This window comes from Actinomycetospora sp. C-140, assembly GCF_054796175.1.
On the sequence record NZ_JBTWNF010000001.1, the window covers coordinates 45506 to 59536 of the forward strand.

The 14031-nt window shown below is 75.0% G+C and carries 19 protein-coding genes; 16 read left to right on the forward strand and 3 right to left on the reverse strand.

The window, feature by feature from the left end:
- Positions 1-45: 45 nt before the first annotated feature.
- From ACR9E3_RS00195 to ACR9E3_RS00210, 4 genes are all read left to right on the forward strand, one after another.
- The gene (locus tag ACR9E3_RS00195) at positions 46-834 is read left to right on the forward strand and encodes a GH12 family glycosyl hydrolase domain-containing protein (RefSeq protein ID WP_460377495.1); all 789 of its coding nucleotides are present in this window, start codon (positions 46-48) and stop codon (positions 832-834) included.
- A gap of 74 nt (positions 835-908) precedes the next feature.
- Positions 909-1370, forward strand: a complete 462-nt coding sequence (locus ACR9E3_RS00200; protein ID WP_460377496.1) for a GtrA family protein — start codon at positions 909-911, stop codon at positions 1368-1370.
- Between the two features lie 62 nt (positions 1371-1432).
- Entirely contained in the window at positions 1433-2761 is a 1329-nt protein-coding gene (hisD, locus tag ACR9E3_RS00205; protein WP_460377498.1) for a histidinol dehydrogenase, read from the forward strand.
- Entirely contained in the window at positions 2761-3882 is a 1122-nt protein-coding gene (locus tag ACR9E3_RS00210; RefSeq protein WP_460377500.1) for a histidinol-phosphate transaminase, read from the forward strand. The genes hisD and ACR9E3_RS00210 overlap by 1 nt, the downstream gene beginning before the upstream one ends.
- A gap of 13 nt (positions 3883-3895) precedes the next feature.
- Here the strand turns inward: ACR9E3_RS00210 and ACR9E3_RS00215 are convergent, their stop codons facing one another.
- Positions 3896-4396, reverse strand: coding sequence for a winged helix-turn-helix transcriptional regulator (locus ACR9E3_RS00215; protein ID WP_460377502.1), 501 nt, complete (start codon positions 4394-4396; stop codon positions 3896-3898).
- A gap of 100 nt (positions 4397-4496) precedes the next feature.
- On the opposite strand from ACR9E3_RS00215, the gene ACR9E3_RS00220 reads away from it, so the two are divergent.
- A complete protein-coding gene (locus ACR9E3_RS00220) occupies positions 4497-5120 on the forward strand; it encodes a dihydrofolate reductase family protein (RefSeq protein ID WP_460377504.1) in 624 nt (207 codons plus the stop codon).
- A 3-nt stretch (positions 5121-5123) separates the two neighbouring features.
- Here ACR9E3_RS00220 and ACR9E3_RS00225 read toward each other — a convergent pair whose 3' ends face one another.
- Positions 5124-5372 (reverse strand): hypothetical protein, encoded by a 249-nt coding sequence (locus tag ACR9E3_RS00225; protein ID WP_460377506.1) that lies wholly within the window; start codon positions 5370-5372, stop codon positions 5124-5126.
- A 204-nt stretch (positions 5373-5576) separates the two neighbouring features.
- Between ACR9E3_RS00225 and hisB the strand changes: the two genes are divergently transcribed.
- The 10 genes from hisB to hisI all read left to right on the forward strand — a co-directional run bounded on the left by hisB (position 5577) and on the right by hisI (position 12001).
- A complete protein-coding gene (gene hisB / locus ACR9E3_RS00230) occupies positions 5577-6182 on the forward strand; it encodes an imidazoleglycerol-phosphate dehydratase HisB (RefSeq protein WP_460377508.1) in 606 nt (201 codons plus the stop codon).
- Positions 6183-6216: 34 nt separating this feature from the next.
- Positions 6217-6381, forward strand: coding sequence for a hypothetical protein (locus ACR9E3_RS00235; RefSeq protein ID WP_460377510.1), 165 nt, complete (start codon positions 6217-6219; stop codon positions 6379-6381).
- Between the two features lie 70 nt (positions 6382-6451).
- Positions 6452-7108 (forward strand): class I SAM-dependent DNA methyltransferase, encoded by a 657-nt coding sequence (locus tag ACR9E3_RS00240; RefSeq protein WP_460377512.1) that lies wholly within the window; start codon positions 6452-6454, stop codon positions 7106-7108.
- Positions 7105-7779 (forward strand): imidazole glycerol phosphate synthase subunit HisH, encoded by a 675-nt coding sequence (gene hisH, locus ACR9E3_RS00245; RefSeq protein ID WP_460377514.1) that lies wholly within the window; start codon positions 7105-7107, stop codon positions 7777-7779. The genes ACR9E3_RS00240 and hisH overlap by 4 nt, the downstream gene beginning before the upstream one ends.
- Positions 7780-7901: 122 nt before the next feature.
- Complete coding sequence (locus ACR9E3_RS00250; RefSeq protein ID WP_460378346.1) at positions 7902-8327, forward strand: YciI family protein; 426 nt, start codon at positions 7902-7904, stop codon at positions 8325-8327.
- Between the two features lie 32 nt (positions 8328-8359).
- A complete protein-coding gene (locus ACR9E3_RS00255) occupies positions 8360-8785 on the forward strand; it encodes a YciI family protein (RefSeq protein ID WP_460377516.1) in 426 nt (141 codons plus the stop codon).
- A 35-nt stretch (positions 8786-8820) separates the two neighbouring features.
- Positions 8821-10062, forward strand: coding sequence for an RNA polymerase sigma factor (locus ACR9E3_RS00260; protein WP_460378347.1), 1242 nt, complete (start codon positions 8821-8823; stop codon positions 10060-10062).
- Positions 10059-10793, forward strand: coding sequence for a bifunctional 1-(5-phosphoribosyl)-5-((5-phosphoribosylamino)methylideneamino)imidazole-4-carboxamide isomerase/phosphoribosylanthranilate isomerase PriA (priA, locus tag ACR9E3_RS00265; RefSeq protein WP_460377518.1), 735 nt, complete (start codon positions 10059-10061; stop codon positions 10791-10793). The genes ACR9E3_RS00260 and priA overlap by 4 nt, the downstream gene beginning before the upstream one ends.
- A gap of 84 nt (positions 10794-10877) precedes the next feature.
- Positions 10878-11651: an imidazole glycerol phosphate synthase subunit HisF gene (gene hisF, locus ACR9E3_RS00270; protein ID WP_460377521.1), complete on the forward strand. Its 774-nt coding sequence runs from the start codon at positions 10878-10880 to the stop codon at positions 11649-11651.
- Positions 11648-12001, forward strand: a complete 354-nt coding sequence (gene hisI / locus ACR9E3_RS00275) for a phosphoribosyl-AMP cyclohydrolase (RefSeq protein WP_460377523.1) — start codon at positions 11648-11650, stop codon at positions 11999-12001. The genes hisF and hisI overlap by 4 nt, the downstream gene beginning before the upstream one ends.
- Here the strand turns inward: hisI and ACR9E3_RS00280 are convergent.
- Entirely contained in the window at positions 11956-12930 is a 975-nt protein-coding gene (locus ACR9E3_RS00280; protein ID WP_460377525.1) for a LysR family transcriptional regulator, read from the reverse strand. The two genes, hisI and ACR9E3_RS00280, sit on opposite strands and share 46 nt — an antisense overlap.
- Positions 12931-13004: 74 nt before the next feature.
- Between ACR9E3_RS00280 and ACR9E3_RS00285 the strand changes: the two genes are divergently transcribed.
- Positions 13005-14012 carry a DMT family transporter gene (locus ACR9E3_RS00285; protein WP_460377526.1) on the forward strand — a complete coding sequence of 336 codons (1008 nt, stop codon included), beginning with the start codon at positions 13005-13007 and terminating at the stop codon, positions 14010-14012.
- Positions 14013-14031 lie beyond the last annotated feature (19 nt).

The window sequence follows — 14031 nt, forward strand, 5'->3', positions numbered from 1 at the left end:
CGTTGTGTCGCCGAACGATCGGCACGGTCTCGGGGGGACGACGTGGTGCGACGGGTGCGGTGCTCGACGCGATGGCTCGCGGGGGTGGTGATCGCGGGGCTGATCGGGACCGGGCTGCTCGTCGGCTCCGGGTCGGGCGTCGCGGCCCCGGCGCGGACCTGCGACCAGTTCGGGTCGTTCCCGCTGGCCGGCGCGACCTACGTCGTGCAGAACAACCGCTGGGGCGCGAGCACCGAGCAGTGCATCACCGCGGCCGCCGCCGGCGTCGGCTTCACCGTCGACACGGCGAAGCACGTCAACAACACCGGGCCCGCGGGCTACCCCTCGGTGTACCGCGGCTGCGTCTACGGCTACTGCACGGCGAAGAGCCCGTTCCCGCGCCGCGTCTCCGACCTCGGCACGCTGCGCTCGACGTGGGCGACGTCGCGGCCCACCGCGGGCGGCACGCAGCAGTACAACACCGCCTACGACGTGTGGTTCGACCCCAGCGCGACCCAGGCCGGACGCAACACCGGCGCCGAGATGATGGTCTGGCTGAACCGGACCTCGTGGGTGCAGCCGATCGGTCGCAAGTACTACGAGATCACGATCGCCGGCACGCGCTGGGAGGTCTGGTACGGCCGGATCGACCTGCCGGTGATCTCGTTCGTCCGCAAGACCCCGGTGACGTCGGTGACGAACCTGCCGCTGACCGACTTCGTCCGCGAGGCGACCCGGGCGGGCGTCGTGAAGTCGACCTGGTTCCTCACCAGCGTCCAGGCCGGCTTCGAGCCGTGGACGGGCGGCACGGGCCTGCGGACGTCGACGTTCTCGGTGACCCGCAACGGGCTGTAGAGGTTCACCCGACGTTCGCCCGGTGGTCGTCGGATCCCCTGCGGACCGGGTGTCCCGACCGGTCTGATGGAGCGGTGACGGCCCGCGAGCGCTTCCGGCGGGCCTGTGACGCGGCGGTCGCCGTCCTGCCGGGGCGTCTGCGGCGCGTCGTCGCCCCGAGCGTCGTCGGCTTCGCCGTGGTCAACGGGTTCACCTTCGGTGTCGACCTGCTCCTGCTGTCGCTGCTGATCGACGGCCTGCGGCTTCCGCTGTCGGCGGGCGTGACGGTCGCCTACGGCACGGCGTTCGCGCTGAGCTTCGTGCTGAACCGGTGGCTGAACTTCGATCCCGAGCGCCCCGTCGGGACCCAGATCGGGCGCTACCTCGCGGTGATCGCCGTCAACTACGCCGCCGTCGTGCTCGGCGTGACGCACGGGGTCGTCGCGGCCGGCGCGCCGGTCCAGCTCGCCCGCCTCGGCGCCGGGCTGTGCGAGGCCGTGTTCATGTACGCCGCGATGCGGTGGTTCGTGTTCGGGAGGTGCGCTGCGCGCACGTGAGCAGTTCGGCGTGCCATCGCCCGCCGAACTGCTCACATGCCGAAGGCACCTAGGCTGGGTGCGTGCTGTCCCGGATCGACCTGCGCGCCGCCGTCCCCGCCCCCGCCGAGCTGCGGGCGATGCTGCCGCGGGCCGCGGTGGACGTCGACGCCGTGGTCGAGCGGGTCCGCCCGGTGATCGACGCGGTGCGTGAGCGCGGGGCCGATGCCGCCCTCGAGTACGCCGAGCAGTTCGACCGGGTGCGACCGGAGTCCGTGCGCGTGCCCGCCGCGGCGCTGCGGGCGGCGCTCGACGGCGTCGACCCGGACGTGCGCGCGGCGCTGGAGACCTCGATCGAGCGGGCGCGCACGGTCCACGCCGACCAGCGCCGCACCGACACCACCACCCAGGTCGTGCCCGGCGGCACCGTCACCGAGCGCTGGGTGCCGGTGTCCCGCGTCGGGCTGTACGCGCCCGGCGGCCTGGCGGTCTACCCCTCCAGCGTCGTCATGAACGTCGTGCCCGCCCAGGAGGCGGGCGTCGAGGGGCTGGTCGTCTGCTCGCCGCCCCAGGCCGAGTTCGGTGGCCGGCCGCACCCGCTGATCCTCGCCGCGGCGGCGCTGCTCGGCGTCGACGAGGTGTGGGCCGTCGGCGGCGCCCAGGCAGTCGCGCTGCTCGCGTACGGCGGCACCGACACCGACGGCGGCGCGCTCGAGCCCGTCGACATGGTCACCGGCCCGGGCAACATCTACGTCACCGCGGCCAAGCGGGTGCTGCGCGGGCGCATCGGCATCGACTCCGAGGCCGGCACCACCGAGATCGCGATCCTCGCCGACGCCACGGCCGACCCGGTGCACGTCGCCGCCGACCTGATCAGCCAGGCCGAGCACGACCCGGCGGCGGCGTCGGTCCTGGTCACGACCTCGCCGGAGCTCGCCGAGGCGGTCGACGAGGAGGTCGCCGCGCAGGTGGCCACCACCAAGCACACCGAGCGCATCACCACGGCGCTCTCCGGTCCGCAGTCGGGCACGATCCTCGTGTCCTCCGTCGACGACGGCCTGCGGGTGGTCGACGCCTACGCCGCCGAGCACCTCGAGATCCAGACGGCGGACGCCCGCGACGTGGCCGCCCGGGTGCGCAACGCCGGCGCGGTGTTCGTGGGCCCGCACAGCCCGGTCTCGCTCGGCGACTACTGCGCGGGCTCGAACCACGTCCTGCCCACCGGCGGCTGCGCGCGGCACTCCAGCGGGCTCTCGGTGCAGACGTTCCTGCGCGGCATCCACGTCGTGGACTACTCCGCCGATGCGCTGGCGGAGGTGGCCGACCGCGTCGTCGCGCTCGCCGACGCCGAGGACCTGCCGGCGCACGGCCAGGCCGTGACGGCGCGCTTCGGCACGCGGAAGTCGATCTGATGTCCGACGTCGTCGGCGCCGGGGTCACCCTCGACGACCTGCCGCTGCGCGACGACCTGCGGGGCCGCAGCCCCTACGGCGCGCCGCAGCTCGAGGTCCCCGTCGCGCTCAACACCAACGAGAACCCGTTCCCGCCGCCCCCGGCGCTGGTCGAGAGCGTGGCCGTGGCGACGCGCGAGGCCGCCGCGACGCTGCACCGCTACCCGGACCGCGACCACACGGCGCTGCGCGGGGCGCTCGCCGCGTACCTGACGCGGGCCACCGGCGTCCGGCTCGCCACCGAGAACCTGTGGGCCGCCAACGGCTCGAACGAGGTGCTGCAGCAGCTGCTGCAGGCCTTCGGCGGGCCCGGGCGACGCGCCCTGGGCTTCGAGCCGAGCTACTCTATGCACCCGATCCTCGCCGCGGGCACGCGCACCGAGTGGGTCCCGGCGCCGCGCCGCGACGACTTCTCCCTCGACGCCGACCAGGCCGTCGGCGTCGTCACCGAGAAGCAGCCGGACGTGCTCTTCGTGACCACGCCCAACAACCCCACCGGCCAGTCGATCGAGCTCGACGAGCTGCGCGCCATCGCGGAGGCGGCGCCGGGGCTCGTCGTGGTCGACGAGGCGTACGTCGAGTTCTCCTCCGGGCCGAGCGCGGTGGAGCTGCTCGAGCCGCTCGGGCACAAGCTCGTCGTGAGCCGCACGATGTCGAAGGCGTTCGCCTTCGCCGGCGGGCGGCTGGGCTATCTCGCCGCGGCGCCCGCGATGATCGAGGCGCTGATGCTCGTCCGGCTGCCCTACCACCTCTCGGCGCTCACCCAGGCCGCCGCGCTCGCCGCCCTCGAGCACGCCGAGGACACGCTCGCGCTGGTGGCGACGCTGTCCCGCGAACGCGACCGGATCGCCGCCGCCCTCGCCGACCTGGGCGCGCGGGTCGTGCCGAGCACCGCGAACTTCCTGCTCTACGGCGGCTTCCCCGCCCGTCACGCCGACGCGCACGCCGCCTGGCAGGCCTACCTCGACGCGGGTGTGCTCGTCCGCGACGTCGGCATCCCGGGGATGCTGCGGGTGACCGTGGGGACGCCGGAGGAGAACGACCGGTTCCTCGAGGTCAGTGCGGACGTCCTGCGGCCCTGACCACCGTCGGACGTCACCCGGCGGCGGGCTCCCGGGCGGCGTCACGCGCGGCGCGCAGGCGCGCGACCACCGGCTCGCGGGGGTGCGCGGGCTCCGGGGCGCCGAGGTGGGTCACGCGCAGCTCGGCCATGAAGTCGTCCCACATCGCGGGGCCACCCTCCTCGAGCAGCTCCGCCCGCACCCGCAGCTCGTCAGTGGTCTCCCGGTGCCGCAGGCCCCACGAGCCGAGGGCGACGAACACCGGGATCAGCTGGATCGACGCCTCGGTGAGGCTGTAGGTCGCGCGGCGTCCCCGGCCGGGGTCGTCCCGGGTGAGCATCCCGTCGTCGACGAGGCGGTGGAGCCGGTCGGCGAGGATGTTCGAGGCGATCCCCTCCTCGGAGCCGGCCAGCAGCTCGCGGAAGTGCCGCCGGCCGCCGAAGGTGATGTCGCGCAGGACCAGCAGGGTCCAGTGGTCGCCGAGGGCCTCGACCGCCCGGTTGATCGGGCAGCCCGACCGTCCGTCCTGCCGCATGGCACCTCCGTGAACGCCGAGTGGTTGCACTTTACCACTGGATGTCCCTATTCTCCGGGTGACCAGTTGTGAAACGCCATCACTCGCTCGAGGGGGCACCATGGCCCGGCTCCGCGTCCACGCCTTCACGCTCACGCTCGACGGGTTCGGCACGGGCACCGGCCAGCGGGCTGACGCACCGTTCGGTGACGGCGTCGAGGGGCTGCACGACTGGATGGAGGCCGGTTTCCGGGGCGAGGGGAGCGGGGCGGACCACGCCGCCTTCCTGGCCGGCGAGGAGAACGTCGGCGCCACGATCATGGGCCGGAACATGTTCGGCCCGGTGCGCGGCGACTGGCCCGACGAGAGCTGGCGGGGCTGGTGGGGCGAGGAGCCGCCGTACCACCACCCCGTCTTCGTCATGACGCACTTCCCGCGGCCTGCGCTGCCCATGGCGGGCGGGACGACCTTCCACTTCGTCGAGGGCCCGCCCACGGAGATCCTGGCCCGGGCGACGGAGGCCGCGGAGGGTCGCGACGTCCGCCTCGGCGGCGGGGTCGCCACGGTGCGGGCGTTCCTCGCCGAGGGCCTGGTGGACGAGCTGTCCCTCGTGATCGCGCCGATCCTCGCGGGCGCGGGGGAGCGTCTCTTCGACGGTCTCGCGGCGCTGCCGGCCGGCTACCGCGTCGACGGGTTCACGCCCGGCGAGAGCGGCGCGGTCCACGTCCGCGTCGTCCGGCGATAGGGCTCACGGGCCCTGCCAGACCCCGGTGCCGTCGTCCAGCGGGCCGCCGAGGATGCGACGCATCCGGCGGACGTGCCACCCCGTGCCGTTGCAGCGCCGGCAGCGCCGGTAGACCAGCCGCCCCAGCGGGAACGGGGCGTGGTCCCGGCCCGAGAAGGCCTGGCACTTCCGGCAGCGCTGCCGCGGCCAGTGGAACACCGACCAGAGGTAGATCCCTCCGGCGAGGACCGCGGCGACGATCAACCACGTCACGCCGCCACCCCGCACGCGCGCAGCACCATGAGAGCTCCCCCCGGGTCACGCGGAGCGACCGCGATCCGCGGCGCCCCTCACGTCCGAGCATCCCGTTCCCCCGTGATGCGGACGTCTCCGACGCTAGGTGACGGAGCGGGCCAGAGCGATCGGCCGAACGGGCAGCTCCCGTGGCGCGCCGGAGCGGTGCGTAACCTGGACCCCGTGGGACGGACGGGACGCGTGGAGCGCGTGACCAAGGAGTCGAGCGTGCTCGTCGAGATCGACCTCGACGGCACGGGCCGCACCGAGGTCGCCACCGGGGTGCCGTTCTTCGACCACATGCTCGACGCGGTGGGCAAGCACGGGGCGCTCGATCTCGTGGTGCGGGCCAGTGGCGACGTCGAGATCGACGCGCACCACACCGTCGAGGACGTCGCGATCGTGTTCGGCCAGGCGCTCAAGCAGGCGCTCGGCGACAAGTCGGGCATCCGCCGCTTCGGCGACGCCTGGATCCCGATGGACGAGGCGCTCGCCCAGGCCGTCGTGGACGTCTCCGGGCGGCCGTACTGCGTGCACACCGGCGAGCCCGACGCGATGACCGGCTTCGTCGTCGGCGGCAACTACCCGACGGTGCTCAACCGCCACGTGTTCGAGTCGATCGCGTTCCACGCCGGCATCGCCCTGCACGTGCGGGTCACCGGCGGTCGCGACCCGCACCACATCACCGAGGCCGAGTACAAGGCGATGGCCCGCGCGCTGCGCGCCGCCACCGAGCCCGACCCGCGGCTGGAGGGCCCGGCGTCCACCAAGGGCGTCCTGGAGTCGTGACGGGACACGCGGCGCAGCGGAGCGGGACCATCCGATGAACGGCTCCGACCTCCTGATCGTCGGGCTCCTCGCGGTCGCCGGGTTCCTCGTCGGCGGCGTGGTGAGCTTCTGGTCGCGCAACCGGGTCGCCGCCGTCGTCCTCGCCGTGCTCGCCGTGCTGGCCCTGGGCGGGGCGGTCCTGCGCCTGCTCCCTGCTTGACCCACCTCACGGTTCGGCGGACGCACGGTCGGGCACTTTCCGGTCGGGCACGACCGAACCGGGAGGCAGCGTGGACGGCGCCACGGACGTGGCGGAGCGGCTCGCGCTCGTCACCGCGACGACGAGCGTCGACGACCTCCGGGCGCTGTACGACGCCTGGGCGCCCACCTACGACGACGCCGACGTCGCCGCCCTCATGGGCAGCCCGGCCCCCGCGACGGTGGCCGAGCACCTCGCGGCGCTCGTCGACCCCCGCACCGAGGTCCTCGACGCGGCCTGCGGGACCGGCCTCGTGGGCGCGGCGCTGGCCGAGCGCGGGTTCCGGTCGGTGGACGGCCTCGACCTCTCGCCGGTGATGGTGCGGCGGGCCCGCCGCCGGCGCGTCTACACCGACCTCGGCCCCGCCGACCTGCGCGACGGCGTGCCGGGGGCGGGCGAGAAGTTCGGCGCCGTGACGTGTGCCGGCGGGCTGGCGCCGGGCCACCTCGGCCCCCGCGCGCTGGTCGGGTTCCTCCGGGTGCTGCGCCCCGGCGGGGTGCTCGTCGCGGGGCTGGCGGACGAGACCTGGGCGCTCGGCTACGAGCTCGCGGTCGAGCGGCTCGTCGCCGGCGGCTACGCCCGCCCGATCGACGACGCGCCCCGGGCGCCGGACGGCCGCGGCCGGCTGCTGGTGCTCGAGGCGCGGGAGGTCCCGGGTCCGGGACGCTCGGTAGCCTGGCGGTCGTGACCTCGCCGTCGGCCACGGCCCCCGCACCCCGGACCCGGACCCCGCGCGTCGTCGTCCTCGACTACGGCTCGGGCAACCTGCGCTCCGCCGAGCGCGCGCTCGAGCACGTCGGCGCCGACGTCGAGGTCACCGCCGACGGGAAGGCCGCGCTCGAGGCCGACGGGCTCGTCGTGCCCGGCGTGGGCGCGTTCGCCGCCTGCGCGGCGGGTCTGCGCTCGGTGCACGGCGAGCGGCTGATCGACCAGCGCCTGGCCGGCGGCCGTCCGGTGCTGGGCATCTGCGTGGGCATGCAGGTGCTCTTCGAGCGCGGGGTCGAGTTCGGCGAGGAGGCCACCGGCGCGGGCCAGTGGCCCGGCACCGTCGAGAAGCTGCACGCCGACGTCCTGCCCCACATGGGGTGGAACACCGTCGACGCTCCCGCCGACAGCGTGCTGTTCGCCGGGATGGACCCCGGCACACGGTTCTACTTCGTGCACTCGTTCGCGGTGCGGCGCTGGGAGCAGCAGACCTCCGAGCGGTTCCGGCCGGCCTCGGTCACCTGGGCCCACCACGGCGAGGACTTCGTCGCCGCCGTCGAGAACGGCCCGTTGTCGGCCACCCAGTTCCACCCGGAGAAATCGGGCGAAGCGGGCGCGGCACTGCTGTCGAACTGGCTCGACGCGCTGCGGTAGAAAGTCGCGGCAGGAAGTCGTCCCGATCGGTGTCGAAGAACGCCCGACTCGTTCGACGCACGGGGTGAGCGGCGGGGGAGGGCCTCGCCGACGACCTCGCGAGGAGCAGTGCCGTGCGCTACATGCTGATCATGGAGGCCCCGGAGTCGATGGCCGTCGGGGGAGCCGACGCGCCGCGCCCGGAGGACACCTTCGAGGCCATGGGCCGCTACAACCACGATCTCGTGGAGGCCGGCGTGCTGCTGGCTGCCGAGGGTCTCGCCCCCAGCGCCGAGGGCTTCGCGGTCACGCACGACGGCGAGACCGCGAGCGTGACCGACGGCCCGTTCGCCGAGGCCAAGGAGCTCGTCGCCGGGTTCTGGATCCTCGAGGTCGGCTCCCGCGAGGAGGCCGTGCAGTGGGCGAAGCGCTGCCCGATCGGCCCGGGCGTGCGCCTGTCGGTGCGTCGCATCGCCGAGATGAGCGAGTTCGAGGACGTCGCCCCGGCCGAGGTGCTCGACGCCGAGGCCACCCTGCGTCGGCGGATCGCCGAGCGCGAGCAGGCCTGACCCCGTCCACCGTCGTTCCCCGAGGAGATCCCGTGCGCTTCATGCTGCTGCTCAAGTACGACGAGGCCGCGCAGATGGCCACGCCGCCCGACCCCGCCCTCTTCGAGGAGATGGCGACCTTCAACACCGCGATGGTCGACGCCGAGGTGCTGCTCGCCGGCGAGGGCCTGCTGCCCAGCGCCAAGGGTGCGCTCGTCGCGTTCGACGGCGAGGAGCCGACCGTCACCGACGGCCCGTTCGCCGAGGCCAAGGAGCTCGTCGGCGGGTTCTGGATCCTGCAGGTCGACTCCCTGGAGGAGGCCGTCTCCTGGGCGCGCCGGGCGCCGTTCCGCGACGGCGAGCGCATCGAGGTGCGCCGCGTGACCGAGGCCGAGGACTTCGAGGGCATCGCCCCGCCCGAGGTGCTCGAGGCGGAGGAGGAGCTGCGGGCCCGCTCGGCGGCGCAGAACCGGCGGTGACCGATCCCTACGCCGTCCTCGAGACGGTCTGGCGGATGGAGTCCGCCCGGATCGTGGCCGGCGTCGCGCGGGTGGTGCGCGACGTGGGCCGGGCCGAGGAGCTCGCCCACGACGCGCTCGTCGCGGCGATGGAGCAGTGGCCCCGCGAGGGCGTGCCGGACAACCCGGCGGCGTGGCTGTCGGCGACGGCGCGGCGCCGGGCGATCGACGCCATCCGGCGGGAGCAGACCCTCGCGCGCAAGACGGAGATGCTCGACGACCCCGGTGTGGCCCCGGCGGCCGACGAGGCGGTCGGCGACGGGGCGGCGGTGGTGGGCGACGACGTCCTCGCGCTGCTGTTCGCCACGTGCCACCCGGCGGTGGCCCGCGAGTCCCGGGTCGCGCTGACCCTGCGGCTGTTCGGCGGCCTGACCACCGACGAGATCGCCCACGCGTTCCTCGTGCCGTCGCCGACGATCGGCCAGCGGATCTCGCGCGCGAAGAAGCGCCTGGCCGGGGTCGGCCCCGAGGCGCTCGTCGTCCCGGTCGGCGAGGAGCTCACCGCGCGCGTCGGTGCGGTCCTCGAGGTGGTCTACCTCGTGTTCAACGAGGGGTACGCGGCCACCACCGGCGTCGACTGGACCCGCCCGACGCTGTGCGTCGAGGCGATGCGGCTCGGGCGCGTCCTCGCCGCGCTCTGCCCCGACGAGCCCGAGGTGCACGGCCTCGTCGCCCTCATGGAGCTGCAGGGATCGCGGTTGCGGGCGCGGATCGGGCCGTCGGGGGAGCCGGTGCTCCTCGGCGACCAGGACCGGGCCCGATGGGACCGCGTGCTGCTGCAGCGCGGGCTCGCCGCGCTCGCGCGGGCCGAGCAGGGCGGGCCGCGCGGGCGGTACACGCTGCAGGCGGCCATCGCCGCGTGCCACGCCCGCGCGCGCTCCACCGACGACACGGACTGGGCGGCGATCGCCGCGACCTACGCCGAGCTCGCGGCGCTGACCCCGTCGCCCGTGATCGAGCTGAACCGCGCGGTGGCGGTGTCGCGCGCCGAGGGGCCCGAGGCCGGGCTGGCCGTCCTCGAGCCGCTGCGCGGGGAACCGGCGATGGCCGGCTACCACCTGCTGCCGGCCGTCCGCGCCGACATGCTCGTCACGCTCGGCCGCGTGGACGAGGCCGTCGCCGAGCTGGACCGCGCGTTGGAGCTCGTGCGCACCGTCGCCGAGCGGGAGCTGCTGGAACGGCGCCGGGCGGACCTGCTCGGGGCGCGGGAGCCCGCTGGCTACGATCGCGCCCCGTGACCATCGACCTGCTCCCCGCCGTGGACGTCGTCGACGGCCAGGCGGTCCGTCTCGTCCAGGGCCGGGCCGGCACCGAGACCGGCTACGGCGATCCCCTCGAGGCGGCGCAGGCCTGGGCCGCGGACGGCGCCGCGTGGCTGCACCTGGTCGACCTCGATGCGGCGTTCGGCCGCGGCTCCAACGCCCCGCTGCTCGCCGCCGTGGTCGAGAAGATCGACATCAAGGTCGAGCTCTCCGGCGGCATCCGCGACGACGCCTCCCTGCGCCGGGCGCTCGACACCGGCTGCGCGCGGGTGAACATCGGCACCGCCGCCCTCGAGGACCCGGCGTGGTGCGCGGCGGCCATCGCCGAGTTCGGCGACCGGGTGGCGGTCGGGCTCGACGTCAAGATCACCGAGGGGCGGCACCGGCTCGCGGCGCGGGGCTGGGTGTCAGATGGCGGCGACCTGTGGAGCGTGCTCGCCCGCCTCGACGCCGAGGGCTGCGCGCGCTACGTCGTCACCGACGTCGGGCGCGACGGCACGCTGACGGGCCCGAACACCGAGCTCCTCGAGGCCGTCTGCGCCCGCACCGACCGTCCCGTGGTGGCCTCGGGCGGCGTGTCGTCGCTCGACGACCTGCGGGTGCTCAACGACCTGGCACCCCGGGGCGTCGAGGGCGCCATCGTCGGCAAGGCGCTCTACGCCGGCAACTTCACCCTCGCCGACGCCCTCGCCGCGACCCGTACGTGAGCAGTTGGCGCCCCCATGAGGGCGCCAACTGCTCACGGAGGCCGGCGATCTTCGCGCCTCGCCCGCGCGGTTAGGCTGAGTGGCATGGGTGTCGCGGTGCGCGTGATCCCCTGTCTGGACGTGGACGCCGGCAGGGTGGTCAAGGGCGTCAACTTCGTCGACCTGCGCGACGCCGGCGACCCCGTGGAGATGGCGCGGCTCTACGACGCCGAGGGCGCCGACGAGCTGACGTTCCTCGACGTCAGCGCCTCCTCGGGCGAGCGCGAGACCACCTACGACGTCGTGCGGCGCACGGCCGAGCAGGTGTTCATCCCGCTGACGGTCGGCGGCGGCGTCCGCACCAACGACGACATCGACAAACTGCTGCGCGCCGGCGCGGACAAGGTCGGCATCAACACCGCCGCCATCGCCCGGCCCGAGTTCCTGGGCGAGGCGAGCCGCCGCTACGGCTCGCAGTGCATCGTGCTGTCGGTCGACGCCCGGCGCGTGCCGGCGGACGGACAGCCGACGCCGTCGGGGTTCGAGGTCACCACCCACGGCGGGCGGCGCGGCACCGGCATCGACGCGCTCGAGTGGGCGCAGCGCGGCCAGGAGCTCGGCGTCGGGGAGATCCTGCTGAACTCCATGGACGCCGACGGCACCAAGGCGGGCTTCGACCTCGACATGATCACGAAGGTGCGCGCGCTGGTCGACGTGCCGGTGATCGCCAGCGGGGGAGCGGGCGAGGTCGACCACTTCCCCCCGGCCGTGGCGGCGGGGGCGGACGCGGTGCTCGCGGCGAGCGTGTTCCACTTCGGGATCATGCGGATCGGTGAGGTGAAGGACGCGCTGCGCGCCGACGGGGTGGAGGTCCGATGACCTCCTCGCTGGATCCGGCCGTCGCGTCGCGGCTCAAGCGCACGCCCGACGGCCTCGTGTGCGCGGTGGTGCAGCAGTACGACACCCGCGAGGTCCTCATGGTCGCGTGGATGAGCGACGAGGCGCTGGCCCGCACGCTCGCCACCCGGGAGGGCACCTACTGGTCGCGCTCCCGCGGCGAGCTGTGGATCAAGGGCGCGACCTCGGGGCACGTGCAGAAGGTCGTCGAGGTCCGCCTGGACTGCGACGGCGACACCGTGCTCGTGCTCGTCGACCAGTCCGGCGCCGCGTGCCACACCGGCGATCACACCTGCTTCGACGCCGACCAGCTGCTCGCGCCGGAGGCCTGAGGGTCCGGGGACGACGGACCCACCGGACCCGCGTCCCGCTCGGCCGCGACGGCGGTGAACTCCTCGACCGCGGCCCGGACCGCCGCCGTCCCGCGGTCGGTGCGCCACACGGCGTCGATGCTCCGGCGCATCGCCGGGACGGTGGTCGCCGCGACCACGCCCGGCGGCAACGGGGGACGGGCCAGGCGCGGGACCAGCGCCGCGACCCCCACCCCCGCGACCAGCTCGACGTGCATCCCGAAGCCCCGCACCTGGCACGTCACGCGCGGCTGGAGACCGAGGCCGCGCAGCGTCTGCACGAGCCACACCCCCGCGCGGTTCTCCACGCCGTCGGCGACCCAGTCCAGGTCGTCCACCGCGGCGAGGTCGACCGGACCGGGACCGGCGAGGCGGTGGTGCGCGGGGAGCAGGAGATCGATGACGTCCTCGCAGAGCCGCGCGCGCGAGGTGCCGGGCGGGATCGGCGCGGGGGAGCCCTCCCAGTTCTCGACCACCGCGAGGTCGAGGTCACCGGCGAGGACCGCCGGGAGGGTCTCCTCGGCCTCCCCGTCGGCGAGCGCGACCCGCAGGTCGGGGTGCGCGGTGCGCAGGCGGGCCAGCGTGGTGGGCGCGAGCGCGTGCACCGAGGTCGGGATCGCGCCGATCCGCAGCTCGCCCACCACCTCGTCGCGGAGCCGGTCGAGGTCGAGCCGCGCCGCCGCCACCCGGGCGAGGATCTCCGTCGCGTGCTCGGCGAGCATCCGCCCGGCCGGGGTCAGACGCAGGCCGCGCCCGGCCGGCTCGGTGAGCGGCGCCCCGGCCTCGCGCTCGAGCTTGGCCAGCTGCTGGGACACCGCGGACGGCGTGAGGTGCAGCGACGTGGCCGCGCCGGCCACCGAGCCCTGCGCGGCGAGCGCGTCGAGGGCACGGAGGTGGTCCAGCGCGAACACGGTAGGGAACCTAACGGGTCGGGCCCAGAAATGATCGCTGGTCCTTGACGGTTGCGGAACGCAACATCATGGGCGTGACGCGCTCCCTCGACCGCCGCGCGCCGGCAGCCGCCCCGACCGACCCCACCTCGCGCTCCCGGCTCGACCCGCGCCTCGTCGCCGTCGCGGGCAGCCTGTGCATCGCGTTCTCGCCGATCTTCATCGCGCTCGCGGACGTGAGCCCGGGGACCGCCACGTTCTTCCGCTGCGCGCTGGCGCTGCCACTGCTCGTGCCGCTCGCGCTGCTCGAGTGGCGCCGCCGGCGCCGGGTCGCCGCCTCCGCGGGCAACCGCCCGGTGGTGCTCCTCGTGGGCGGCGCGCTGCTCGGGCTCGACATGACGCTGTGGGCGGAGTCGGTCCGGGCGGTCGGCGCCGGGGTGTCGACGGTCGTGGTCAACGCCCAGGTCGTCATCCTGCCGCTGCTGGCGTTCCTGGTGCTCGGCGAGCGCGTGCGGCGGACGTTCGTGCTCGCGGTGCCGGTGATGCTCGTCGGTGTCGCGCTGGCGGGCGGGCTCGTCGGCGGCACCGACGCCGTCACGGCGCCCGCCCCGGTGCGCGGGACGGTCACGGCCCTGATCGCCGCGGTCGCGTACGCCGGCTACCTGCTCTTCGTACGGCTCGGGGCCGGCCCCGGCCAGCGCTTCACGCCCGTCGCCATCGCCACTGTCGGCGCGGCGGCGACGTCGTTCGCCGTCGGCTCGCTCTGGCAGGGCGTCGACCTCGCGCCCGGCTGGCCCGCGCTGGGCTGGCTGATCACGCTCGCGGTCGTCGGGCAGGTGATCGGCTGGGTGCTGATCGCCTCGGCGCTCCCGCGGCTCGCGTCCTCCACCGGCGCCTCGATCCTGCTGCTCCAGCCCGTGGGCGCGGTGCTGCTCGGCGCGCTGGTGCTCGGCGAGATCCCGGGCGTGCTCCAGCTGGTCGGCTGCGCGGTCGTCCTCGGCGCCGTCGCCGTGGCCGCCCGGACGCGCGCGGCGCCGCCGGAGCCCGCGGGGGAGCCGGCCGGCCCGACCACCCCGGCCGACCCCGCACCGGAGCGTGGTTGACGCCACCCCGGGCGACCGA

Bases quoted from the DNA above. Each gene is read 5' to 3' on its own strand.
- ACR9E3_RS00250 (WP_460378346.1), top strand. From the start codon at position 7,902: ATGCTGATCATGGAGGCCCCGGAGTCGATGGCCGTCGGGGGAGCCGAC.
- hisI (WP_460377523.1), top strand. From the start codon at position 11,648: ATGACCTCCTCGCTGGATCCGGCCGTCGCGTCGCGGCTCAAGCGCACG.
- ACR9E3_RS00260 (WP_460378347.1), top strand. From the start codon at position 8,821: ATGGAGTCCGCCCGGATCGTGGCCGGCGTCGCGCGGGTGGTGCGCGAC.
- ACR9E3_RS00220 (WP_460377504.1), top strand. From the start codon at position 4,497: ATGGCCCGGCTCCGCGTCCACGCCTTCACGCTCACGCTCGACGGGTTC.
- ACR9E3_RS00215 (WP_460377502.1), bottom strand. From the start codon at position 4,396: ATGCGGCAGGACGGACGGTCGGGCTGCCCGATCAACCGGGCGGTCGAG.
- ACR9E3_RS00235 (WP_460377510.1), top strand. From the start codon at position 6,217: ATGAACGGCTCCGACCTCCTGATCGTCGGGCTCCTCGCGGTCGCCGGG.
- ACR9E3_RS00210 (WP_460377500.1), top strand. From the start codon at position 2,761: ATGTCCGACGTCGTCGGCGCCGGGGTCACCCTCGACGACCTGCCGCTG.
- hisF (WP_460377521.1), top strand. From the start codon at position 10,878: ATGGGTGTCGCGGTGCGCGTGATCCCCTGTCTGGACGTGGACGCCGGC.